Source organism: Phycisphaerae bacterium, from assembly GCA_024102815.1.
Taxonomy (GTDB): domain Bacteria; phylum Planctomycetota; class Phycisphaerae; order UBA1845; family UBA1845; genus JAGFJJ01.
The window spans coordinates 87,461-111,198 of sequence record JAGFJJ010000018.1; the positions used below are offsets into that span (position 1 = coordinate 87,461).

Consider the following 23,738-nt stretch of genomic DNA (forward strand, 5'->3'; position numbering starts at 1 on the left):
GCACCAAATGATTGCAGAGGCTCGCTTGTTCCCATGCCCCTCGAGATCGAAGCCAAGTTCCGCGTTGATTCGCACGAGCCGGTGCGCGACGCCCTGCGCGCCGCAGGTGCACTTCGACTCGGCCTGGTGATGGAATGGAACGTCATCCTCGACGCGGCCGACGGGACCCTGCGGAATAGAGGCTGCGGCCTGCGCGTGCGCTCCGCGCGAGACGAGGAAAGCGGCGACATCAAATCCACGCTGACCTTCAAGGGGCCGCGGACACCGGGCGAGTTCAAGTCACGAGAGGAAATCGAGTTCGAGCTCAACGACGCCGGCGCCGCCTGCGAAATGCTCGCCCGCCTCGGCTTCGCTGCGATTCTTCAATACGAAAAAAGCCGCGAATCCTGGCAATTGGACGACTGCCGCGTGGAGCTCGATGAGCCGCCAAAGATCGGCCTTTTCGTGGAGATCGAAGGGCCGGACGAGGCCAGCGTTCAACGGGTGCGCGAGAAACTCCGCCTGGGCGACACGCCCGTCACGCAGGCTTCGTACGTGCGCATGCTGGTCGAATACTGCAATCAGTACGATATTGAAGATCGAACGCTTCGGCTTTGATCGACAGTGAGCCGCAGGCTTTAGCCTGCGCGGACGCGATGGAGGAATGCACCGTTCGGAACTCCGGCAACAGCGTCGTCCGACCGGCGGCTCTATCCCTTATCAGCATTCCGCATTCAGAATCCCGCTTATTCCACCCGCCCCCGATTCTTCACCGCCTCCATCAACCGGGCGCCGTCGAGCACCGCGACATAGGGCAGAACATCTTCGACATTCCGCAGCACAAATTCCGTGAGCTGCGACCGGACAAGCTCCTCCAATTGCGGCTTGGACCACGGTTTGGACACGTAGTAATCCAATCCGGCCTCGTTCACGGCCTTGATCGTGTCCTCCAGTCCCGCCTGCCCGGTGACCAACACCTTGCGGGCCGCCCGCGTCTGCGGATCATGTTTCAGCGCCACGAGGAAATCCACGCCGCGCTCGCCGGGGAGCAGGTGGTCACACAGCACCAGCGCGAGCCGATCGCCGCGGCCGAGCACCTCCTGCACCACTTCCCGCGCCTCCGCCGCATCTTCCGTTTCCTCGATAAGGAAGGCCGGCGCAAACGCGGCGATGTCGCGGGCCAGCGACATGCGAACTTCCGGCTCATCCTCCACGCACAGAATCACGAGTCGGCTCATGTCGCGGCTCCTTCGACGAGATCGCGCGGGATCCGGACCGGTAGCACCACCGTGAAGCACGTCCGGCCGGGCTCGGACTCCACGGAGATCGTTCCACCGTGTCGCGCGATGATCTGCCGGCTGATGGGCAGACCCAGCCCCAGGCCGAACTCCACGCGCCCCTCCTTGGTGGTGAAGTGCATATCGAATATATGCGCGAGCTTCTCCGGTGGAATTCCCCCGCCCGTGTCACAGATGCTCACCCGAACGTGCCCGGCGTCCGCCCGCCCTGTCTCGATCCGAATCTCCCCCGCACCCTTCACCGCCTGCAACGCGTTGGCGATAAGATTGGTCCACACTTGGTTGAGTTCGCCCGGATGCCCTTCGATCGCAGGTACGTCCCCGTACGCGCGCTTCACATGGACTTCCCGGAGCGCATGGCCGAAGAGCCGAAGCGTATCCTCCAATCCCTCATGCAGATCCACACCTTCCTGGGGCTTCTCGCTGGTGCGGGCGTACGAACGCAGGCTGCCGACCAGGGCGGCGATGCGGTCACCGCAACTGCGGATATTGCGCAGGGCGACGCCCAGTTCGTGGTATCGTTCCATCGCGGAGAGGTGTTCTTCCCGTGCCCGCGCGTCGAGCCCGCCGAAGGACTGCCGGTACGCATCGGCATCGGTAATGCCGATCTTCACCAGGCGGCGCGTGAGCGGATCGTCTCCCACCACGGTGAACAGTGCCCGCCCCTTCTCGCGGATCTCTCGGGTAGAGACCGGCACGGCCATCAGCGCGTGCTCCATCGCCGCCGTACATTCGGGACCGTCGGGAACGCGCTCCACAAGTTTGGCGATGTCCTCGGCAAGGAACTCGGCCGAGCGGCGGATCGCCGCCACCGGGTTGTTTAATTCGTGGGCGATGCCCGCGGTAAGCTCGCCGAGCGTCGCCAGCTTGCCCGTTTCGACCAGTTGCATCTGCGCCGCTTCCAGTCGATGCAGGGCGTCGGCCAACTGGTCGCGCTCCGCCTTCAGCCGCGCGTTGAGATTCTCCACCTCGACCTTCAGCTCCGCCGTGCTCTTGATCCGCCGCGCCAGCGAGCGGATCAGCGCCGTCACGAAATGAACGCTCAGCGTGGGATCGCGTTCCATCGCCTGATCGAGCTGCTCGACACTCAAAGGAATGACCGTCAAGTCGGTCATGGCCTTGCAGGTAAAGAACGCCCGTTGACCCTGGGCGAGCGAGAGCAGGCCGATGATCCGCCCGGCCGAGTGCGTATGGAAAACGACATCCCGGCTGTCCGCCCGGCGCGAGAGCTGCACATAGCCGTTCAGCAGAATGAACACTTCGCCGACGTGATCATCCTCTCGGAAGAGCAGGTCGTCTCTGGCGTATTCACGGCGTGGCGGACGGTCCAGCACGCGATCCACGCTCTCCACCACAGCTTCTTCAACCTGGTGGTCAGCCAGGTTCACGTCCAGCAGGAAGCTGCGCTGAACGGCGTGCAGCCGCGAGTCGATGTCCGCGACGTTCTGCCAGGTTTCCACATAGGCGTGCGACATGCGATCCACGTCCAGCAGGCTGGAAAGCTGCTCCGCCGCCTCGGGCGCAAATCGCAGGCAGTATTCCGTCAGTTGCGTGCGCAGACACTCACGCAAGTCCTGGACCGACCACGGCTTCTGGAGCGTGCGGTGGACCGCGCCGGCCTTGAGCAGGCGCGTGACCTCCTCCGAACTCGTTCGCGCCGAAAGGAGAATCTTGCGGCATGTCTTCAGACATGGATCCGTTTGCAAGCGCAGAAGCAGGTCCACGCCGGACATCTCCGGCATGCGGTGGTCGGCAATCACCGCCACGACCTTGACATCGGATGAATCCAGCGACCCGAGTGCCTTGAGCGCTCCCTCGGCGTTCAGGCAGGCTGCGACTTCGATCCGTCCGGCGCAATAGGCACGCACGTCGCTCGTCAACCGGTCCAGCAGATCGGCTTCGTCGTCCACGCAGACGATGAGATACCGGTGTTGATCTGCTGATGGCGGCGTCATTTCGACATTACCCCCAGCGCCTGCCACAGAAACGGCATCACCAGCACGAGCAACAGCCAGCCCACGATGCCGACGGCCGCTCCGACAAGCGCCAGATCCTTCGTCTTCACCGTGCCGGTGCTCACCGCGATGGCGTTCGGCGGTGTACTGATGGGAAGCATCATGGCCAGCGAAGAACCGACCGCCACAAACACGGCGCCGACCATCGGACGAACCTCAATCGTGCTGGCCGCGCCCATGCTCATGGCCAGCGGAACGAGCAGGTTGGCCGTCGCGCTGTGCGAGATGAGCGTTCCCAGCGCCAGGGCACCGATCGCCAGCACCGCCGTGATCACCCGCTCGGACAATCCTTCCCAGGGAACGAGCCCGATCAACCACTTGTCCAGCCCCGTTGTACCGACACCCACCCCCAGGGCAATGCCCCCCGCGACCAACCAGAGCACGTGCCAGGGCATGCCTTGGAGATCCTTGGCGGAGAACACGGCCGTGGAGAGCAGTACGACAACGGGAAAGAACCCCACGATCGAGGAGCTCATGCCATGCAGCTCTTCGGTCATCCACAACGCGACCGTGCAGGCGAAAACCACGTAGAACAGCACAGCCGACCGCGATCGATCAAACCGGCAATCGATGTCGAGCGTCAAACGCGCCTCGCGGGAGCGATAGCGCCGCGCGATCACCGCCCACGCCAGCAGCAGCAGGACGATCATGAGCGGGACGGCCAGGAGCATCCATTGCAGAAACCCGATGCGGATACCGGCTCGCGCAAGGGCACCGAGCGCGATGGCATTCGGCGGCGTTCCGATCGGCGTGCCGATACCGCCGATGTTGGCCGCCACCGGAACCGCGAGAATCAGTCCCGTGCGCAGGGGATCCCCCGCCGGCAGCCGGGCAATCACCGGAAGCACCACGGCCATCATCGTCGCCGTCGTGGCCGTGTTGCTCATGAACATGGACATGAGCGCGGTGATCGCCACGATGCCCATGAGCACCATCGGAGGCGAGGTTCCGAAAGGCCGCAATAGCACGCGGGCGAGGTTGCGATCGAGGGTGAAACGCTCCGCCCCGTGCGCCAGGAAGAAGCCGCCGAGAAAGAGCATCAGCACCGGATCGGCGAGAGTAGCGTAAAAAGATCGATAGGACGGTGCGGAGAAGCCCTCGGTGAGCTTGAGAACCGCGTGATCGCTGATCAGGAGAATCTCCAGCAGGATGACCACGGCTGCGGTGGCGTGCAGGGGAACGAGTTCCGTCACCCAGAGGACGACGGCGAGCAGGAGAATCGAAAGAACGCGCTGCCCTTCGACGGAGAGATCATGCGTCGGAAAGAGGAATGGCGCGAAGAACGCCGCCAGCGCGGCGACGATGCTGACCCATTGCTTCGTGGTCATGCGCCACGATCCTAAACGACCGAAACCCGCCCGGAACGCTGCGACCCCCGGCGGGTTTCATCGACGTTGGTTTGCCACAACCAGTAGTCTGCAATCGGCGTACCAACCGCCGGCTGTTGGCTCAATCTCGCTCCCCCTCCAGACAACGTATCTCGTTCAACAAGATGGAGAACATCTCGTCTGAACTGGACTGCTCCTCGATCCACTGCCGAAGTTCCGGGTCCATGGCCGGGTGTGTCGCGCCACAGCCTTCCGGCGGACAAACGGCGATTTGGATCGCGGGGTCGTACCAGATCGCATCCAGCGAGCCGGCATCACCATCGTACGTGGCAAACTGAATGGTGCTCGACATCGATGCGCGCCGCTGCCGCGAAGCGGCCGGCGGCACCGTCGAGGCCTCACCCGTCACCATCGCGACCGGATCGACACTCACGTCATAGCCGCCGTGCATCGCCGCCATCGTCCAGGCATCCGTAGGCGGAACAGGAATGACTTCCGCCGCGAAGGACGCCGAATGCGATTTCCCGGGCTTGTAGCCGTTCGATTGCAAGTTCATCGTCCGGGACGATTCCCCCGCTGCCTTGCCGGCTGACGGGTTCGCGGACTCATCCTGTCCCTTCGCCCCATCCACCGGCGCGTTCCTCTGAATGAACGCATAGTCCTTCAACAGCGACTCGATCTTCCGGTCCTTCTGCCCCGCTTCGGCCGAGAGCGCCGCGTATCGCAGAATGGCATCCTCCAGGCATGTACGCTCGGACCGAACCCGATCGAGTTCATCCTGATGCGCACGGAGCTGCTCGGCCACCGCCGGATCGATCACCCGCTGGGGTGGATTGCTCTTCCAAGCCTGCTGAGCGGGGGGCACCGGATTCTGCCCTCGCTCCGGTGCGTCGTTTTGCCGCGGCGGGCTCACGGACTGACCAGCTTGAGCGCCTTGCCAGACGGTTGGGTTGGCCTCAGCGTTGTCATCCCGTGGTTCGCTTCGGCCAACTTGGGCACTTTGCGTCGGCCGCGCCGGGAAATCGGGCTGCGTCACAACAGGTTGGATAAACCCGATCTGCTCGATCTGCGTACGCGCCGCCGTTAATTGCGGCGATAGCTCCAGCGCCCGGCGGAAGGCACTCGTCGCCTCCGAGTAGCGCTGCTGCCCACGATACATCAGGCCAAGGTTGTACCAGGCATCCGGCTCAGGCAGCGCCCGGCGAAACTCGACCATGGCTTCATCAAAGCGACCCTGCCGCCCCAGGCAAACACCTAGATTCACCGTGGCGCGGGCGAAGTTGTTATCCAGTTCAATCGCCCGCTGGAGCTCATTCTCCGCATCCGCCCAGGAACCCTGAAGCATGAAGACGTAGCCAAGATCGTTGTGGAACGCCGCGTTGTTCGGCTGGAGTTGCGCGGCACGACGAAGGTACTTCACCGCGCCCTCGTGATTCCCGACCCGGCTCAGCAGCCGACCGAGGTGGTGGTGTACTTCGGCGAACCTCGGCTCCTCCTCCACCGCCCGGCGATACTGCTCCGCGGCCTCGTTGAGACGGCCTTGCGCCTCGAGGAGCCGCCCGGCCGCGAACCGCGTCTGCGCGCGGATCTTGGGAACCTTCGCCTCTTCGGCCTGTTCCAGCCTGGATTGGTCCACGCGCTGAAGCACCTGCCGCTCGGCCGGCGACATGGTGAACTCCGACCGCATGCAACCGCCAACGACAAGCACGACCGACGCCAGCGACCACCTCAACCACTTCGACATCATGATGACTCGCTCCCCTGAAAACCGTCACGGCCCGTTCCACACCCGTCGTGGGTCGAGCAACCTGGACCGCAACGGACTCGCTCCTTCGAATTACTTCGCATGCCACCGTGCAATAGAGGGCCTGAGCCGAGTTACAGCTACGGCGTCGGCGACGGCATCATCCCCATGCCTTGCTGCTGTTGCTGCTGTTGCCCGCCCTGCTTCGCCGTACCCGCCTCCATGATGCGCATGGCCTCCGTCGCCGGCATGGTTCGTCCCTGAGAGATTCCCGTCATGACATCGACGTTGTCCATGTTCACACCCGTCAGGGCGAGGTACTCCCGAATGTTGTCCAGACGGGCATTGACCAGCACGTCGTCGGATTCCACCGTGTCGTAGTGGAGCGTTCCGCCGTAGGTGTTCAACGACTGCGCCATGCGGTCGAGACGGTTGACACCCGTGCCGTTGAGCTCGGCCGTGTGCGGAACAAAGTGCAGATCGGAGACGGTCATATCCTGGCGCATGGCGTTCTCGGCCATGACCGCCAGATAGATCTTCTTCGCTGCGATGTTCTGATCCATCTTCTGTTCCGTCATCTGCACGCCGGTGATGGCCTTCTGCCCGCATCCTGCAAGCAAACCAGCACCGAGCACCACGACCAGACCCCCGAAAGAAATACGCTTGCCGTACATGCCAGACTCCTCGCTCTTAAACATCTCGTACCCCGAGTGCACAGTTGACTCTGGACGGTGTTCCACCCCCGCGCCTCGCGCCGCGCGAGCCTTCCGGTCATCACGCGCAGGGTCAAGGGTCTATCGAACAGTTGAGGCAGAGACCTTGGTTAATTATCGGGCGGCAACGGATCGGCCTGGCGAAGTCCCCATCGACGCTCTTCCCGCGCGATGTTTCCGGCCCTATCGCCAATTTTTTCGCGCGAATCCTGCGATCCCAGCACTGCGCGGGCCTACTTCGTGCAGGCATGCTGTCGTACAATCCACCGGCATGTCAGGTTCACCCGGCCATGAGTTCCTCCCGCGGGCACGCGCCCTACACGCCGAAAGCATCGTCCTCGACAGCCACGTGGACACCACGCAACGGCTGCTCGACCCCGCTTGGGATTTCACCCGCAGGGACATCGTCGGGCACGTGGACCTCCCCCGCCTGCGCGAGGGCGGTATCAACGCTGTCGTGTTCGCCATATGGAGCCCCGCTGCCGAAGACCCCGCCGAGTGCGTGGCTTCCGCCCGCCGGCAGATCGCCGCCGTAAACCGGCTCGTGCAATCGCTTCCTGAACATCTCGCGCTCGCCCGCCGTGCCTCGGACGTTCACGAGGCCGTCGGCGCCGGGCGAATGGCCGTCCTGCTGGCCATCGAGGGCGGTCACCTCATCGGACAGTCGCTGGATGTCCTCCGCGAGTTCCGCGCCGAAGGGTCCATCTATTTGACACTCACCCATGGCACCCATAACGCCCTGGCGGACTCTGCCGGCATCCACGAACCGCTATCCCCCCGGCACGGTGGGCTCAGCCCGTTCGGGAGATCAGTCGTCGTAGAAATGAACCGCATCGGCATGCTCGTGGACGTTTCCCACGTCGGCGACGCGACCTTTCGCGATGTTGCCGAAATCTCCTCGGCTCCCTTTGTCGCCAGCCACTCGTCCTGCCGCGCGGTCAGCCCCCATCGGCGCAACCTCACCGACGCCATGATGGAAACCGTGGCCAAGTCCGGCGGCGTCGTCCAGATCACCTTTCCCGCGGCCTTCGTCGATCCCGACTTCCCCGCGATCGATCCAGCGCAGATGCGTCGCGTCCGACTTCAACCCCCCGACCCGGCCAGGCCCCCGATCGATCATGTCACGCCCCTGCAATGCCTCGTCGATCACGTCGATCATGCCTTGAAACGAATCGGCCCCGAACACGTCGGCATCGGATCGGACTTTGACGGCACCCTGATGCTCCCCGAGGGATTGGAAGACTGCTCGAAACTGCCCATGCTCACGGCCGCCCTCCTGGAGCGCGGGTGGCACGAGGACGACCTTGTGGGCCTGCTGGGCGCGAATATGCTACGCACGATGGACCGGGCATCGGGCACGGCCAGTTCCTCCAGAGATAGCCGCCGGCGCTGATGATCAACGCGGAAACGCCTCCCGCATCGCAAGCGTCCGATCGCTTGATGGAATGCATCGCGCCGACCGCGCATCCGCTTCGCGATAACCTTGCGGGATGCACAATCGTCGTGCTGCTGGGGCTTGGCCTGTTCCTTCCGGGAATTCGGTGGGGGCTCCCGGCACTCGTTTCCTGGAGCCAGGATTCCATCGCCGGCGTCCGCACACTCGGCGCCGTTGAGACGTGGCCTGAGCACTGGCGCGGCCGCTACCCCCCGTTGCACTACCTGCTCCTCTCCGCCGCCTATCGGCCCGTCATCGCGCACTGGTCGAGCACGGGTCAGCGCACTCAGAATCCCGCCACGGGTGAATGGACACTGGCTGAGCCCCAGGCCCCGAAGATCGCCACGCTGCTGCTCATCGCTCGCGGCGTCTCCGTGGCCATGGGAATTCTCGCCGGGCTCGGGGTTTACGCCGTCGCGTTCCAACTCACCCGCAATGTCGTGGTCTCCACGCTCTCCGCGGCCGCCCTGATGTCCGGCGCGGCGTTCACCTGTTTCGCACATCTCGGCAACGTGGATGTGCCCTCTGTGTGCTGGATCGCCTGGAGCGCGTTCTTCTATGTTCGCCTCCTCCAATTCCACCGCCTGCGCAATGCGGCCGCTCTTGGACTGCTGGCGGCGCTGGCCACCTGCACCAAGGATTCCGCCGCCGGCATCTACCCGGGCATGGCCGTCGTTCTGCTGCTCGACTGCTATCGCTGTCACCGGGCCCGCTCGCCTGCAATGGTCGCCGCGCGGCGTGCGCTCCTGCAGTGGCATTGGCTCGTCGGACTCCTGTGCTTTGTCCTGCCCTGTCTCTATATCAATGGGGCCTTCCACGACTTCGGCCAGTACGTCGAGCGTCTCCGCTACTGGATTGCGCCGCCGGAAGGTTCACTCCACGCCCGCCAGACGCGCTACGACAACCCCTTCGTTCTGATGCTCGCGACCTTTCGCGAGGCGGGTGGCGCGGTAGGCTGGCCGATGGTCATCGCTACGATCGCCGCCGTCATCCACGGGTTGCGGCACCATCGCCGGGTCCCGACCGCGCTCCTCGTACCCGCGGTGTTCTATTGGCTCATCGTGATTCTGCCGATCCGCTTCGTCTACGATCGCTTTCTCTTTCCGCCGTTTGTTCTGCTCTCCGTTCTCGTCGGCATATGGTTGACGGACGTCTGCCGCGGCCGATGGGCGCTTTCGTCGATTCGACTCATGGTCCCGGTCGTCGTCTTCCTCCCGACGCTCGCCTGTTCGATCGCGATCGACCTCGAAATGCTCCACGATTCCCGTTATGACGCCGAGGCCTGGTTCCTTGAAAATGTCCCCCGGGAAGCGAGCGTGGGCGCGTTTTCCATGGACGACGCGCCGCGCCTCCGTCCCCAGTACCTTCCGCGCGTGCACGAACTCGGCTACGCGACCTATCCCGTGGTCATGTCGCCCGCGTGGCTCTCCCGTCCCCAACCGGAGTTCTTGATCCTCACAAGCTTCAACTACGAAGACTTCAGCGACGAGCAGCGCAAGACGATGGACGACCTCCTCGCCGGGCGTTACGGTTACGGCGTTGTCGCCCGATTCGGCCCGCGGTTCCTGGGCACCGGCTCGCATTGGCTCAGCCTGCCAGCCTGGGGGGCACCCACGCCCGGCAAGATCAGCCCCACGCTCATTATCCTGAAGCGCCGCGCGGAAGCGCAACCGTGATATGCCTGAGTCAACCATGAGCCTCGACAACAGCAACTCCAAAACCGCCCCGCGACTGATCCTCGCCTCGGCCAGTCCGCGCCGCGCGCAGTTGCTGCGCGACCATGGCTTTTCTTTCGATATGGTTGTGCCGCCATTCGAAGAGCCTGTCGCGCTGCCCGGCGTCGATGATCCCGTTGAGCTTGCCCGCCGCCTCAGCGTACTCAAGGCCGAGAGCGCCCGGGGAGTCGTTCAGCGCGGCGTCATCCTGGCGGGTGACACGATCGCGGCTCTCGGCCACCGCGTCTTCGGCAAGGCCGAAAACCGCGACGACGCCCGGCGAATCCTTACCGCCATCACCGCGGCCACACACCGGGTCATCACCGCCGTCACCCTGCTCGACGCCGAGTCCGGTCGGAGCCGGACGGAGCACGCCGTTACCGAGGTCACCATGCGCGCCTTGTCCGAGCAGGAAATGCAGGAGTACCTCGACAGCGGCGCCTGGATCGGCAAGGCCGGCGCCTACGGCATCCAGGATCACGGTGACAGGTTCGTGACACGCCTCGACGGCAGCTTCAGCAACGTCGTCGGCCTGCCCGTGGAGATCGTGGTGGAAATGCTCGCCGAATGGGGCATTCGCCCCGCAGAACATCCGTAAAGCGCGAACCCGGCATCCGGCGCATCGCCGGCTCGCGCCGCTCTCAACCGTTACGGCTGGCGACCCTGCAGGAACGCGCGAACTTTGGCCCGGCGGTTCGCGGCCGCCACCCCCGACCGGTGGGGATCGACCTTCTCCGCGACATCGTACATGCGCAGCGCTTCGTCGACTTGACCGCGAATCGCGAACACGTCCCCTCGGGCAATGTACGCCGCTCCGTGATCCGGCTCCAGCGCCAACGCCTTGTTGATGTAATCCTCCGCCGCCTCCAGCCGACCCTGCTTCACCGCAATCTGCGCCAGGGAAACGTACACGTTCGCGTTGGGCCGGATCGCGATGTAACGCTGGAAATACTCGGTCGCTTCCTTCAGTCGATCCATGTACATCAGCGCCAGTCCCATCGCGTGCAGCACCGAACGATCGTCCGGTGCCTTCGCGTAGGCCTGTTGAGCCACGGCCAGTGACTCCGCGAACTTGCCATGATCCCGCAGGCGCGTCGCCTCCTGGGTCAGGCTCCAGATGGGCATCATGTCCCGCGGATTCGCAAGCGCCTCACCCTCCTCCGGACGCTCATCGTCGCGCCCGGCGAAGTAACCCAGCGAGCGCAACCGCGCCAGCGCATCGGGATCGAGCTCCACCGCCGACGCCGCCACATCTTCCGCCGAAGGGCTCCCCTTGACCCGCTCCGCCAGATCCCCGGCAAGAGCCGCCATGCGTTCCTGCTGCGGCGGCGTCGCTTGCGCAAACAGGTTGTTCACCTCATGAGGATCGACCGACAGGTCATAGTATTCAGGCTCGGGCGCATGGATGTACTTGTCGTGCAGACGGCGCAGCCCGTAAAGCGGCGCCCAGCCGCTGTCCAGATACGGCGACAGCGTTTCCATGTAGATCCGGCGATCCGCGTTCCGTCCCGCAGTCAGCAGACTCTCGCCCTCGTCGCCCGGCTGCGGCGGAAGACCCAGCACGTCCAGCACCGTGGCAAACACGTCAATAACACCCACAACCGCCTTGTCGACCACATGCCCCTGGCCGAACAGTCCCGGCGACCACACGATCAGCGGTACGCGCTGCGTCGCGTCGTACAACCCCCGACCGTGCGTGTTCTCGTCGTGCTCGTCCAGGCTTTCGCCGTGGTCTCCCACGAATATGCCCACCACCCGCTCGCCTCCGCCGTTCTCGTTGACGGCGCGCATCAACCTACCGATTTGCACGTCCATATACGCGATCTCGCCGTCGTACAGCCGATCAGGAAACATCGCCGCAAACGGCGCGGGCGGCTCGTAATTGGCATGCGGGTCGTAGTAGTGAACCCAAAGAAAATAAGGCCTGTCCTTCGACCGAGCCTTGAGCCATTGGACCGCCGCCGCCGTGACCTCCTCCGCGTTTCGCTGACTGTCGTAGCCCCCGAAGGCATCCCCGGCCTGCGGACGGACCGTGTCATCGTAATAGTCAAATCCCTGATCGAGCCCGAACCGGTGGTCCAGCACAAAGGCCGAGACGAACGCGGCCGTCTGGTATCCCTGGTCCTTGAGAATCTCCGCAAGCGTCACGTGGACCGGATCGAGCCGATACTCACCGTTATGCCGCACGCCGTGCGACGGCGGCTCCAATCCCGTGAGCATCGTCGTGTGAGAAGGCAGCGTGAGCGGCACGGGCGAAATCGCCTGTTCGAAACGAAGCCCTTCCCGCGCCAGACCGTCCAGAACCGGCGTCTTGGCGGCCGAGTATCCGTAGCAACCGATATGGTCCGCCCGCGTCGTGTCCAGCGATACGAGCAGTACATTGAAGCCCCGCGCCGCGCCGGATCGCAGGGCCGATGGGACGCCCTCCCGTACACCTCCCCCGCTGCGGCTTACCAGCCAATAGCCGGCACCGAGAGCACCGGCCAGTACGACGAGTGCCAGAACGATCCCGGCCCTCGACCCGACCGGTGAACCGCGCCGACCCGCGGACCCTCTCGGAGCCTGCGCACGTTCCGCGGAACCACGAGCGGCTGACTTGGCTTTCCGTTTCCGATTGCCCATGACGTTGACGTTAACTGCCGGACCTGAAACGCACGGCCGGCACACATACCCGAGCGTTGGCTCGACCGCGTGGTTCTCGAATCTACCGCGTGCCTCCCGCCGCACCGTTCGGGCTGCGCCGGCTCACCTGCTCGAGCTTCTCCAGGCGATCCGCCACGACGTTGTGAGCGCGGTAGGGATCAACCTCCAGGGCCTGGTTGTAATAGGCCCGAGCTTCATCCGCCTTGCCGGTCATCGCGCGGAGATCGCCCATGGCGATGTACCCGCCGCCGTGCTTCGGATCAACTTCGATCGCCTTCTTGATGAGCTCTTCAGCCTCCGCAAGCCGGCCCTTGAGCATGGCGATCTGGCCCAGCAGCGTATACACGTTGGAGTCTTCGCGAATCGCATTGCACTTGCGGAAACTCTCTTCCGCCTCATCGAAACGCTGGGTCCACGCGCAGATCAGGCCCAGGCGATACAGCGCCTGACGGTCGTTGGGTGACAGCTCCACCGCCCGTCGAGCCTTCGACAGCGCTTCGTCCATCCGCCCCTCATCCGCCAGACGCTCCGCCTCCTGCACCAGCCGGTAGGTCGGAAGCATGTCCCGCGGATTGGGCAACTCCCCGTCCATCGCCGGACGCTCCCCCGGATCCCTGCCGAAGTACCCCAGTGACCGCAGCCGATCAATCGACTCCGGGTCCAGTTCCAGCGCCGTCTCCGCAACCTCCTGCGCCGAGGGACTGTTCCGCACCTGTTCCGCAAGCGCTTGGGCCAGCTTCCCGACCTCCTCCTGCTGCGCGGGCGTGAGCTGCGGAAAGAGGTTGTTCAACTCGTGCGGATCAGCCCGCAGATCGTAATATTCCGGTTTGGGCGCGTGGATGTACTTGTCGTCGTGCCGCCGGAGGGCATACAGAGGGGCCCAACCGTTCTCCAGATAAGTCTCCAGTGTTTCCATGTAGATCATTCGTTCGGGATCACCCTCGATGGAAAGGAGACTCCTTCCATCCAGAGACTCGACCGGCTCCAGTCCCGCCAGTTCGACGACCGTCGGGAAGATGTCCACCAGACCCACGCTGAACTTGTCAACCACGGCCCCGCCCGTCGCCCCGCCGCTCCAGACGATCAGCGGAACACGCTGCGTGGCCTCGTAGAGCGTCCGCCCGTGAGAAAACTCATCGTGTTCATTGAGGCTCTCGCCGTGATCGCCCACCACGACGACCAGAGTCCGATCCGATCGCGGACTCTGACGGATCGCCTCCATGATCCGCCCGAGCTGCGCATCCATATAGGCGATCTCACCGTCATAAGGCCTCCCGGCGAACTGCGTCGCGTATGGCTCGGGCGGCACATACGGATCATGAGGATCGTAATAGTGGACCCATAGAAAATAGGGACGATCGTTGTCGCGACGCTTCATCCACGCCAGGGCCGCGTCGGTCACTTCCGACGCCGGACGCCGACTGTCCAGACCGCCGAACGCCACGCCCGGCGTCTCCACCTTCGCGTCGAACAGTGCCATGCCCTGCGCCAATCCGAATCGGCCGTCGAGCACGAACGCGGAAACAAAGCCCGCCGTGTCGTAGCCCGCGTCTTGAAATCGCTCGGATAGCGTCGTGAACGAGTCGTCCAGCCGGTAAGCACCGTTGCTCCGCACGCCGTGACTCGTCGGATTCAATCCCGTCAATATGCTCGCGTGCGCCGGCAGAGTCAGTGGAACGGGAGAAATGGCATCGTCGAACCAAATTCCCTCGGCCGCCAACCGATCAAGCGTGGGCGTTCGCGCGCCCGCATACCCGTAGCAGCCGATGTGATCCGCTCTCGTCGTGTCCAGCGTGACCAGCAGGACGTCGAATCCCTTGGCGGAGCCCGCGTGCAGCCCGGCCGGCACACCGCTCGAATCCGACCGTATCAGCGCAAGCGACGCCCAGACCGCCGCCGCTGCGGCAACCAGCAACACCACGAGTGCGACGCGTCCGCCGGTCCGCGGTGAACCCTTTCCCGCGTTCCCTCCGGATTTCGACGCGCCCGACGTCGCCTTTTGCTTTCTCTTCGACGCGCTCAAGAAGCATCCTCGACCCGCATACGCCCCGCGCCCCGCAACTGCGCCCATTCGTCCCAGGAAAAGGCCACCACGAACCAGATGAACGTCGGCACCATGAACGACGACGTGGGATTCTGCACCAGTACCTCTTCCAACCCGTTGATGAGCTTCAACCCGAAGCTGCCCATCTCCCAGACGGCGTATTTCTTTTCCGCCATGAAGAGCGCCTTCCCGGCAATCAGCAGGCTCAGGCGGAACGCAATGAACGCATGCACCAGCAGCATGCCCCACAGCAGGGCCCATCCCTTTCGAGACCAGCTCATCGGCTTCGCCAGCACCAGCGCCAGGAGCCAGACCGTCGGCCAGTATCCCACCAGCCGGCTGCTCGTGAGCAGCAGGCCGAATCCCGCCTCCGGCTTGCTGACGTTACGAACGATCAGAAGCGTCCCCTGCTTGTCCGCCGGCTCCGGCGCACGAAACGACTTCGACAGCGTGCCCGGTGTCAGGGCCTCGATTTCCGAACGCAGCGCGAATTCACTCTGCCGCACGTCCACGAAATGCACCCGCCCGTCTCCCCAGAACCAGAACCGGTGGAACAACACGTTGCCGGCCGCGCGGAATACCCTCGCGTACCCTCGTTCCACGCCGGGCCACGGATACAGCAAAACCACCGACAGCAGCGAGAGAACGAGCGTGAACTGCAGAATGTACCTAGGTTTGAGCATGGGCCGTCGCCAGCGCCGACCGTCGGCGCGCCTCCCACGCCGCCCATCCCGCCCACAAAACGATGGCCAGCAGAATGAACAGGGATTGCCAGACGTCCAGGTGCATCACGTCGAATGCCGACTTCCAGTACACGCGGGTCAGATAGAGCGACATGATGCGAACGAGATTGAGCACCATGAGCAGGATCGTTCCCAGGGCGGCCGCGGAGAGCCTCCGCAGCAGGGGTAAAGGCGAGGCCAGTACCGCCGAGACAAAAAGCGCCGATGGGTCGAGCGCATCGCAGCCCCGTTCCACCGACACCGCGCCTCCCCCCCGGTTCGACATCAACACGTTTCCCTTCACCGTGAGTGAATCGAATCCCACGAGTTGCAGCGTTCCGCCCGCCAGGCGTGCCGTCTGCTCCAGGTACCAGGGAAGGAAACCTTCCTTGACCGGCTCCGCCGCCGAAACGACGTAGTAACCGCCCATCAGGATTCCGAAAAGGACCAGGAAGCGCAGATCGCGCCCATGGGCGCGCATCCAGCGACGAGCGCCACGACCCCCGTTGGAGGCGGTCTCGCCCGCCGGAGAAGCCGAAGGCTGCTTTCGTCCCGAAGTTTTGTTGGACTTCGACATTTTGAACAGCGCGGGTGCAAGAAATGCCATTCCCACGCGCAAAACGAGATTGCTCTATCCTGCCCGGAGGCGTACCTGCCCCAGCCCGGGTGACCGTTCACCCATCCTAGCCCCACGCCCCGCGAAAGGGAAACGCTGCACGGGCATTCAACGCGCGCCCGAATCCAGCGCAAAAAAACCGCCGCCCTCGAACCTCTTCTGGGACCGAGGACGGCGGCCAGGTCAGATAAATCAGATGCCCGCTGTGAGATACCCCCGGTGTCCCTCGACTTCGGGCCGGAGGATAAAGGAACTGGAAATGTCCGGACGGAGCGGGAAGAATCCCGCTCCGCACCGGACCTTCCTTTCGATCGTTAGCTGTGCGCCGCACGCCGGCCGAAGTACACCTTGCCGGCCGCAAGCAGCAACAGCGCCAGGATCACGACACCCCATTCCGAGACCGTCGGGATCTGGCCGATGCAACCCGGAGCAAACACCGCGTCATCCGCGCCGTTGCACACGTCGTTGCAGTTCACGACGCCGTCGCCGTCATCGTCACCCAACGCGCCCTGGGCACCGTCATTGGAACCCGGGCACTGATCGCAGCCGTCCGGAACGCCGTCGCCGTCCGCATCCAAGGCGTCATTGAAGCCCGGGCACAGATCGCAGGCGTTACCGTTGCCATCGCCGTCGCTGTCCGCTTGCGCCGGATTCGCGACCGTCGGGCAGTTGTCGCAGGCCGTGCCCACGCCGTCGCCGTCGCCATCCGCCTGGCTCTGGTTCGCGACCGTCGGGCAGTTGTCACAGGCATCGCCCAGCGTATCCATATCGCTGTTGGCCTGGTTCGGGTTGGACACCGCCGGACAGTTGTCGCAGGCATCGCCCAGACCGTCGCCGTCGCCGTCCGCCTGAGACGGATTCGCGACCATGTCGCAGTTGTCACTGCAATCCGCGACGCCGTCGCCGTCCGAATCGGTGTCCGCGACACCGCAACCGCACTGACCCGGCTCGGTCTTGTTCGGATCGTTCGGGCAGCCGTCACATGGATCGGGGCTGCCGTCGCCGTCCGCGTCACCCTGGTCATCGCACAGATTCGGAGTCGTATACGAGTCGTCACCCAGATACGTGCCGCCCAGCCCCGTGCACTCCGCCTCTTCGACGTTCACGCAGCTCGCATCCGCCAGGCAGCAGGCCCCCAACGGAACCGTGCAGATCTCGGCGTTGGCGATACCCGCGCCGGTCGTGCTGCTGCTGTAGAGGTTGCCGTCGATGAAGTACACGCGAACGCCGAACAGCGGCGAAGCGTCCCATCCGTTGCCGATCAGCGGATCGGCAATACCATTGAGCGAAATGCCGAAACGATTCTCCGGCGTGCTCGCCGCGAAATCGTACGTCACCATGATCCAGCCCAGCGGAATCCCGATGCTGAACGGATCCATCGGAACGTTCACGCCCGTCGGCAGACCGCCGTTCGGCTCGCACACCAGGTGATCCGCCGGCGTGCCGCCCACTGCGATCAGACCCGACAGGTTGTCGCACTCCGTACCCACCACCGGCGCCAGCGGCAGACCCGTACCGTCAAACTCCCAGATCGCCGTATCGACGTAGTACGGATTCCCCACCGCGCTGCCCGGAACGGCCGTATTCACGCGGCCCACGACGTCGATCCCGTAGCTGATCAGTTGCAGGCCCGCACCCGGACGCAGACCGAAGTCATCGGCCACGTTCGTCAGACCCGAAGAACCCGGCAGGAAGAACCCGCCGCTGCCATTCTGGTGCCAGTTAATGCACGCGATGCACGTATCCGTCGTCTCATCGCACGCATACGTCGCACCGCAGGGGTTTCCACCCGGCGCCGGCGCACAGAACGACCCGCAAGGATCGCTCACGCAAACTTCCGCGCCGTTGCAGAAAACGCCGTCGTCACAATCGGCATCCGTCACGCAGCCCGCCGGCGGCGGAAGCAGGGTGAACTCCACCGTGTCCGCACCCTCGCTGCTGTACCCACCGACCGCCAGCCAGTAATCCGTACCCGCCGTCAGGCACGCCGATAGCGTGGCATTCCAAGGGGAACTGCAAGCATTGCAGCTATCATCGTCCGCCGCGATGCACGTGCCGCCGCCGCACGCCGTACGAACCATCAGCTCGTTATCATGCGTGCCGCCGCAGGCCGCGATCTGCCAGATACCGGTCTGATTGACCTGGAACTTCGCGACCGCGTCGGGTCCACCAAGGGCGCCCGAGAGACCAAAGCACGGCGTTGCCGGGCAACCCGCGGTGTAGTCCTCAATCCCGTAGCCCGTCGTGTCATAGTCCGCCGTGAAACCGTTCGACACCACGCCGAGGTCCGCACCGTCCGCGCAGGTGTCGCCGAACACGTTCACCACCGCCGGCGGAACGTGACCCGTCGGCGTCTTGTCCCCGGCCACGTTGGCCTTCGCATCAAAATTCGGCGGCGTCGTCAGGTTCTGCGCAAACGCCGGAACCGCGATCATCGCCACCGCCAAAACAACCAGTATTCGAGATACCTTCATTTCCATACCTCCACACGTACTCGGAAGAGAAAGAACGCCTCCCCCTTCCCAACCTCCGACATTTCGACGCGGGCCCCGGGCGCAAAACGCAGCACAGCGGGCACATCCGACCCAATAGCACCGGCCACCGGGCACGCACGTCGCATCCAGAACAAACCGCAAATCAACTGTTTGGTGATGAAATCGACACAACACCGCGCCTCACGATCCTCACCGGGTGCCACACGCACCGATCGTGAACGCGCCGCGAAGCGTCAGATAAGGGGAGGCGCCCGGGAAGCCTCCGGGCGATGACAAGCATGAGAAACAGGAATGACTTCTGCAATCTGAAAACGCGGCTCGATGCGCCGCGCAAACGTCGGACGATCCCCGACCAGCAGCATCGCGCAGGCCAGCGTCGCGATCTCCAGCAGCGAGGCGTTCACGTAGGCGACGCAGAACGCCACCAGCAGCCACCCGCCCAGAAATCCCACCACCCGCAGCGCCGGTCCGTAAAGCTGGCCCGATACCACCAGCCCGCCGTGCGGAGCCAGCGGACGCATCGCCAGCTCGATCGCCACCCAACCGAGTCCCAGAATCAGCGGGCTGAACCCCGTGCGCCGCGTCTGCCGGGAACCGAGGAAGGAAAACAACGCCGGCAGCGCCACGAGCAGCGCCGCATTCTGAACCGTCAGCGCCGCCCCGTGATGCGAGAACAACGCCGCCAGCGCGCAAACCCCCGCCCCCCAGAACGCACCCGCCAGCGCCGCTCGACCCGGCGAAAGGTCGCGAATAGCCAGGAACAGCGGCACCAGCGCGATCCAGGTCAGCCATTGGGCCCCCGGAACATGCTGCGCAATCGAGAGAACCGCCGCGCTGCCGCCCAGGCAAATCGCCCAGGGCGCGCCCGCGCGCACACTTCTCCCCAATCCGCTATCCCAGATGTTCGTGACCAAGCTGTTTAGCGACCTCCACCGCCCCGCAGTGCCACCGACGTGACATAAGACACCACGCGACCATGGGCCGAAGAATTGCCTCGCGTTGGAACACTTCAAGCGACCCCCGAAGGAAGCCGCCCCAAGCGCTGCTCTCGGCTTGGCTCTGAATCTAGCGGAAACAGGATTCCGTTTTCAATACAAATCTCGGAAATCGTTGCCAGTCTCGCTGGACCGTCCCATAACCACCGGCCCTCCGGACCCCCATACCCCTCTCCCGGGGGCGGATTCCGCATCCCCCCGGTACCCCCCCGGCGCGAAAAAAAACCGCCGCCCCCGGAGGTTTCCGAGGACGGCGGCCGTGTCAGGTGATTCAGATGCCCGCTGTGAGATACCTCCGGGAAACCGCTGTGGTCTGTCCAGAGGGCATTTGGAACGAAAAGGTCCGGCCGGGACGGGGAAGAATCCCCGCCCCGACCGGAGTCACTTAACGTGGTTTAGCTGAGCGCCGTACGCCGGCCGAAGTACACCTTGCCGGCCACGAGCAGCAGCAGCGCCAGAATCGCGATACCCCACTCGGAGACCGTCGGGATCTGGCCGATGCAACCCGGAGCAAACACCGCGTCATCCGCGCCGTTGCACAGGTCGTTGCAGTTCAGGACGCCGTCGCCGTCGTCGTCGCCCAACGCACCCGTCTCGCCGTCATCGGCACCCGGGCACTGGTCGCAGCCATCCGGAACGCCGTCGCCGTCCGCATCCAGGGCGTCATCGAAGCCCGGGCACAGATCGCAGGCGTTACCGTTGCCGTCGCCGTCACTGTCCGCTTGCGAAGCATTGGACACGGTCGGGCAGTTGTCGCACACGTTACCCACGCCGTCGCCGTCGCCGTCCGCCTGATCCTCGTTCGAGGTGTTCGGGCAGTTGTCGCAGGCATCGCCATGGGTGTCGCCATCGCTGTTGGCCTGGTCTTCGTTGTCCACGGCCGGGCAGTTGTCACAGGCATCGCCCAGCGTGTCGCCGTCACCATTGGCCTGATCCTCGTTGTCGACCAGGTCGCAGTTGTCGTTGCAATCCGCGATCGTGTCGCCATCCGAGTTCGTGTCCGCAACGCCGCAGCCGCAAGCACCCGGCTCGGTCTTGTTCGGATCGTCCGGGCAGCCGTCACAGGAATCGGGGCTGCCGTCGCCGTCCGTATCCGTCTGATCCTCGCACAGGTTCGGCGTCGTCGCCGTGTCGTCACCCAGGTAGGTGCCGCCCAGCCCGTTGCACTCCTGCTCCTCGACGTTCACGCAACTGTGATCCGGCAGGCAGCAAGCGCCCAGCGGAACCGTGCAAACCGTCATGTTCTCGATACCCGCACCGGTGTTGCTGCTGCTGTAGATGTTGCCGTCGATGAAGAACACGCGGACGCCGAACAGCGGCGCCGCATCCCAGCCGTTACCGATGTACGGATTGCCGACACCGGCCGCACCCATACCGAAGCGGGCTCCCGGATCGCTGGCCGCAACATCGTACTCGATGATGACCCAGCCCAGCGGGATGCCGATGCTGAACGGATCCATGGGGATATTAACGCCGGTCGGCAAACCGCCGTTGGGGGCGCACGTCAGGTAATCGGCCGGCGTGCCGCCCGCCGCGATCGTGCCCTGGAGACCCGTGCACTCCGTGCCCACAACCGGGGCCAGCGGAAGACCCGTGCCGTCAAACTCCCAGATCGCCGTGTTGATGAAATACGGATTGCCGATCGCGCTGCCCGGAACCGCCGCATCAGCGCGGCCGATCATGCTCACCGAGTAGCTGATGAGCTGCAGACCCGCACCCGGACGCAGACCGAAATCGTCGCCCGCGAACGTGATGCCGGCCGACGCCGGATAGAAGAACTGGCCTTCGCCGAACGAATGCCAGTTGACACAGGCGATGCAGGACTGCGTACCCTCATCACAGGCCTTCGGGCCGAGGCAGGGCAGCCCTGCCGGGTCCGGTCCGCAGAACGATCCGCAGGGATCGCTTATGCAAACTTCCGCGCCGTTGCAGAAAATACCGTCGTCACAATCGGCGTCGGTCGTGCACTCGTTCACCGGCGGAAGCAGCGTGAACGACACCGTGTCCGCGCCCTCGGTGCTGTAGCCACCAACCGCCAGCCAGTAATCCGTACCCGCCGTCAGGCATGCCGACAGCGTAGCGTTGTACGGAGCACTGCAGCCTTGGCAGCTATCGTCATTCGCCGCGATGCAGCCACTGCCGCACGATGTCATGACCATGAGCTCATTGTCGTGCGTGCCGCCGCAGGCCGCGATCTGCCACACGCCGGTCTGATCGACCTGGAACTTGGCCACCGCGTCCGGTGCGCCAAAGGCGCAACCAGCCAGGCCGAAGCAGGGCGTAGCCGGGCAACCCGCGGTGTAGTCCTCGCAGGCATAACCGGTCGTGTCATAGTCGGCCGTCGCGCCGTCCGTCACCACGCCGAGATCGGCGCCGTCCGCGCAGGTATCGCCGAACACGTTAACCACCGCAGGCGGAACGTGACCCGTCGGGGTCTTCTGGCCCGCCACGTTGGCGTTTGCGTCGTAGGGACCCTGCGACGAAAGGTTCTGTGCAAACGCCGGAAGCGCAATCGCGGCGACCGCCAGAACAACAAGAATTCTAGAAACCTTCATTTCCATACCTCCAAACGTACCCGGAAGAGAAAGAACGCCTCCCCCTTCCCTACCTTCAATAAGCGACGTGTGCACCGACCGGCGACGCATCACAGCGGGCCTGAGAACACCCCGGTCCAGAATCCGCACCGGGCACCCACGTCGTAAAACCCGAAAGAACAAGTTAGTTGGCTTGGTGAGCGAAACGCGTTTCGACGGACTCCAACTTCTCACCGCTGCGCCCAAGGGCGTCATGTGCGAAGCCGTCGTGGAAGGTCAAAACGCGGGAGGAGGCCGAGGAGCCATCGGCCGCAGGCAGTGTGTGCAATCGGCAAGATAGAGCTCGCGAATGATGACCCGGACCAGCCGCAGGCGCTCGTACGCCGGGCGGTCCTCGGCCAGGATCATGCCGCAAGCTACCGTCAGCATCTCCAGCAGAGACGCGTTGACATAGGCAATGAAAAACGAAACCAGGAACCAGCCGCCGACGAATCCCAGCACCCGCAGCGCCAGGCCCCCGTCCTGCGTCGACGCCAGCAGGCCGTGCCGCATCGCCAGCGGTTGCAGCGCCAGCTCCACCCCGACCCAGCCCAGGCCCAGAATCAGCGGGCTGAACCCCACGCGACGCGTTTGCAGCGCCCCCAGGAACGCGTACAGCGCCGGAACACATGCCAGGAAGGCAAAGCTGCGCGGCGCGAATGGCAGACTATGAAATGGACCGATCGAGGAAAACAGGCAAAGGCACAGGCCCCACCAACCCGCCCCCAAGGCCGCGCGACTCGGCGAGAGTTCCCGAATCGCGAAAAACAGCGGCAGCAGCGTGACCCAGCCCAGCCAACGCGCTTCCGGCGTGTGTTGGGCGAAAGTCATCAGTAGGGCTGCGACCGTCAGCGCGAGCACCCACAGTGCCCCCGCTCCCAATCGCTTCCAACCCTGCTTGTCCGCCATCAGTCCCAGCAAAACTTCTCCGACCTCCCTTGCCCCGCAGTGTCAACGAAATGACACTTTCCACCGCGAGACGCGCAGACGACTTGAAACATCTCGGCAACAATCGGCCGCGCGTAACACGGCGGCCACATTGTGCCACTCCAGGTCAAATGCCGAGTCTAACGGAAATGCACGTCCCAGTTCAACAAGAATCCGACAAATCGAGACGAAATCTTAGGCTCGTCCCATAACACGCATATTTCCCAAACTAACACCGCAGCCACCCGCCCGCCGCCGAAGTCCTTTTGACAAATTTTTTTGTCAAGACAAAAAAAACCGCCCAGTGGCTAAAGCCACCGGGCGGAAATTAAACTCAAAGTGAAGTCGCTTCTAGACCCGCACAGGCTGAACCTGGCGTCCGAAGTACAGCTTCCCGGCCACCAGCAGCATCAATGCCAGTACGGCCAGGCCCCATTCCGACGCCGCCGGGATCTTCCCGATGCACGCCTTCTCGCACGTCTCACCGAAGCCACAA

18 protein-coding genes are annotated in these 23,738 nt (G+C 64.2%); 4 read left to right on the plus strand and 14 right to left on the minus strand.

Annotated elements, in window-relative coordinates; translation table 11 throughout:
* Nucleotides 1–33 precede the first annotated feature (33 nt).
* A complete protein-coding gene (gene cyaB / locus J5J06_06040; protein MCO6436631.1) occupies nt 34–597 on the plus strand; it encodes a class IV adenylate cyclase in 564 nt (187 codons plus the stop codon).
* Between the two features lie 128 nt (nt 598–725).
* Here cyaB and J5J06_06045 read toward each other — a convergent pair whose 3' ends face one another.
* The 5 genes from J5J06_06045 to J5J06_06065 form a co-directional block, all read right to left on the minus strand.
* Nucleotides 726–1,217: a response regulator gene (locus J5J06_06045; protein MCO6436632.1), complete on the minus strand. Its 492-nt coding sequence runs from the start codon at nt 1,215–1,217 to the stop codon at nt 726–728.
* Nucleotides 1,214–3,232 carry a cyclic nucleotide-binding domain-containing protein gene (locus tag J5J06_06050; protein ID MCO6436633.1) on the minus strand — a complete coding sequence of 673 codons (2,019 nt, stop codon included), beginning with the start codon at nt 3,230–3,232 and terminating at the stop codon, nt 1,214–1,216. The genes J5J06_06045 and J5J06_06050 overlap by 4 nt, the downstream gene beginning before the upstream one ends.
* Complete coding sequence (locus J5J06_06055) at nt 3,229–4,620, minus strand: DASS family sodium-coupled anion symporter (GenBank protein ID MCO6436634.1); 1,392 nt, start codon at nt 4,618–4,620, stop codon at nt 3,229–3,231. The genes J5J06_06050 and J5J06_06055 overlap by 4 nt, the downstream gene beginning before the upstream one ends.
* 121 nt (nt 4,621–4,741) lie before the next feature.
* Nucleotides 4,742–6,367: a tetratricopeptide repeat protein gene (locus tag J5J06_06060; protein ID MCO6436635.1), complete on the minus strand. Its 1,626-nt coding sequence runs from the start codon at nt 6,365–6,367 to the stop codon at nt 4,742–4,744.
* Nucleotides 6,368–6,504: 137 nt separating this feature from the next.
* A complete protein-coding gene (locus J5J06_06065) occupies nt 6,505–7,038 on the minus strand; it encodes a hypothetical protein (protein MCO6436636.1) in 534 nt (177 codons plus the stop codon).
* Nucleotides 7,039–7,348: 310 nt separating this feature from the next.
* On the opposite strand from J5J06_06065, the gene J5J06_06070 reads away from it, so the two are divergent.
* The 3 genes from J5J06_06070 to maf are packed head-to-tail and all read left to right on the plus strand — an operon-like array spanning nt 7,349 to nt 10,825.
* Nucleotides 7,349–8,470 carry a dipeptidase gene (locus J5J06_06070; GenBank protein MCO6436637.1) on the plus strand — a complete coding sequence of 374 codons (1,122 nt, stop codon included), beginning with the start codon at nt 7,349–7,351 and terminating at the stop codon, nt 8,468–8,470.
* 47 nt (nt 8,471–8,517) lie between these two features.
* Nucleotides 8,518–10,188 (plus strand): glycosyltransferase family 39 protein, encoded by a 1,671-nt coding sequence (locus J5J06_06075; protein MCO6436638.1) that lies wholly within the window; start codon nt 8,518–8,520, stop codon nt 10,186–10,188.
* A gap of 16 nt (nt 10,189–10,204) precedes the next feature.
* Nucleotides 10,205–10,825, plus strand: a complete 621-nt coding sequence (gene maf, locus J5J06_06080; GenBank protein ID MCO6436639.1) for a septum formation protein Maf — start codon at nt 10,205–10,207, stop codon at nt 10,823–10,825.
* A 50-nt stretch (nt 10,826–10,875) separates the two neighbouring features.
* Here maf and J5J06_06085 read toward each other — a convergent pair whose 3' ends face one another.
* From J5J06_06085 to J5J06_06125, 9 genes are all read right to left on the minus strand, one after another.
* Nucleotides 10,876–12,849 carry a sulfatase-like hydrolase/transferase gene (locus tag J5J06_06085; GenBank protein ID MCO6436640.1) on the minus strand — a complete coding sequence of 658 codons (1,974 nt, stop codon included), beginning with the start codon at nt 12,847–12,849 and terminating at the stop codon, nt 10,876–10,878.
* A gap of 82 nt (nt 12,850–12,931) precedes the next feature.
* Nucleotides 12,932–14,893: a sulfatase-like hydrolase/transferase gene (locus J5J06_06090; protein MCO6436641.1), complete on the minus strand. Its 1,962-nt coding sequence runs from the start codon at nt 14,891–14,893 to the stop codon at nt 12,932–12,934.
* Nucleotides 14,890–15,597, minus strand: coding sequence for a hypothetical protein (locus J5J06_06095; GenBank protein ID MCO6436642.1), 708 nt, complete (start codon nt 15,595–15,597; stop codon nt 14,890–14,892). Before J5J06_06095 ends, J5J06_06090 begins: the two co-directional genes overlap by 4 nt.
* Entirely contained in the window at nt 15,584–16,213 is a 630-nt protein-coding gene (locus tag J5J06_06100; protein ID MCO6436643.1) for an archaeosortase/exosortase family protein, read from the minus strand. Before J5J06_06100 ends, J5J06_06095 begins: the two co-directional genes overlap by 14 nt.
* A gap of 353 nt (nt 16,214–16,566) precedes the next feature.
* Nucleotides 16,567–18,726: a thrombospondin type 3 repeat-containing protein gene (locus J5J06_06105; protein MCO6436644.1), complete on the minus strand. Its 2,160-nt coding sequence runs from the start codon at nt 18,724–18,726 to the stop codon at nt 16,567–16,569.
* A gap of 254 nt (nt 18,727–18,980) precedes the next feature.
* Nucleotides 18,981–19,634: a hypothetical protein gene (locus J5J06_06110; GenBank protein ID MCO6436645.1), complete on the minus strand. Its 654-nt coding sequence runs from the start codon at nt 19,632–19,634 to the stop codon at nt 18,981–18,983.
* A gap of 503 nt (nt 19,635–20,137) precedes the next feature.
* Nucleotides 20,138–22,297: a thrombospondin type 3 repeat-containing protein gene (locus tag J5J06_06115; GenBank protein MCO6436646.1), complete on the minus strand. Its 2,160-nt coding sequence runs from the start codon at nt 22,295–22,297 to the stop codon at nt 20,138–20,140.
* 255 nt (nt 22,298–22,552) lie between these two features.
* Nucleotides 22,553–23,236 carry a hypothetical protein gene (locus J5J06_06120; GenBank protein MCO6436647.1) on the minus strand — a complete coding sequence of 228 codons (684 nt, stop codon included), beginning with the start codon at nt 23,234–23,236 and terminating at the stop codon, nt 22,553–22,555.
* Between the two features lie 357 nt (nt 23,237–23,593).
* The gene (locus tag J5J06_06125) at nt 23,594–23,704 is read right to left on the minus strand and encodes an IPTL-CTERM sorting domain-containing protein (GenBank protein ID MCO6436648.1); all 111 of its coding nucleotides are present in this window, start codon (nt 23,702–23,704) and stop codon (nt 23,594–23,596) included.
* Nucleotides 23,705–23,738: the final 34 nt, after the last annotated feature.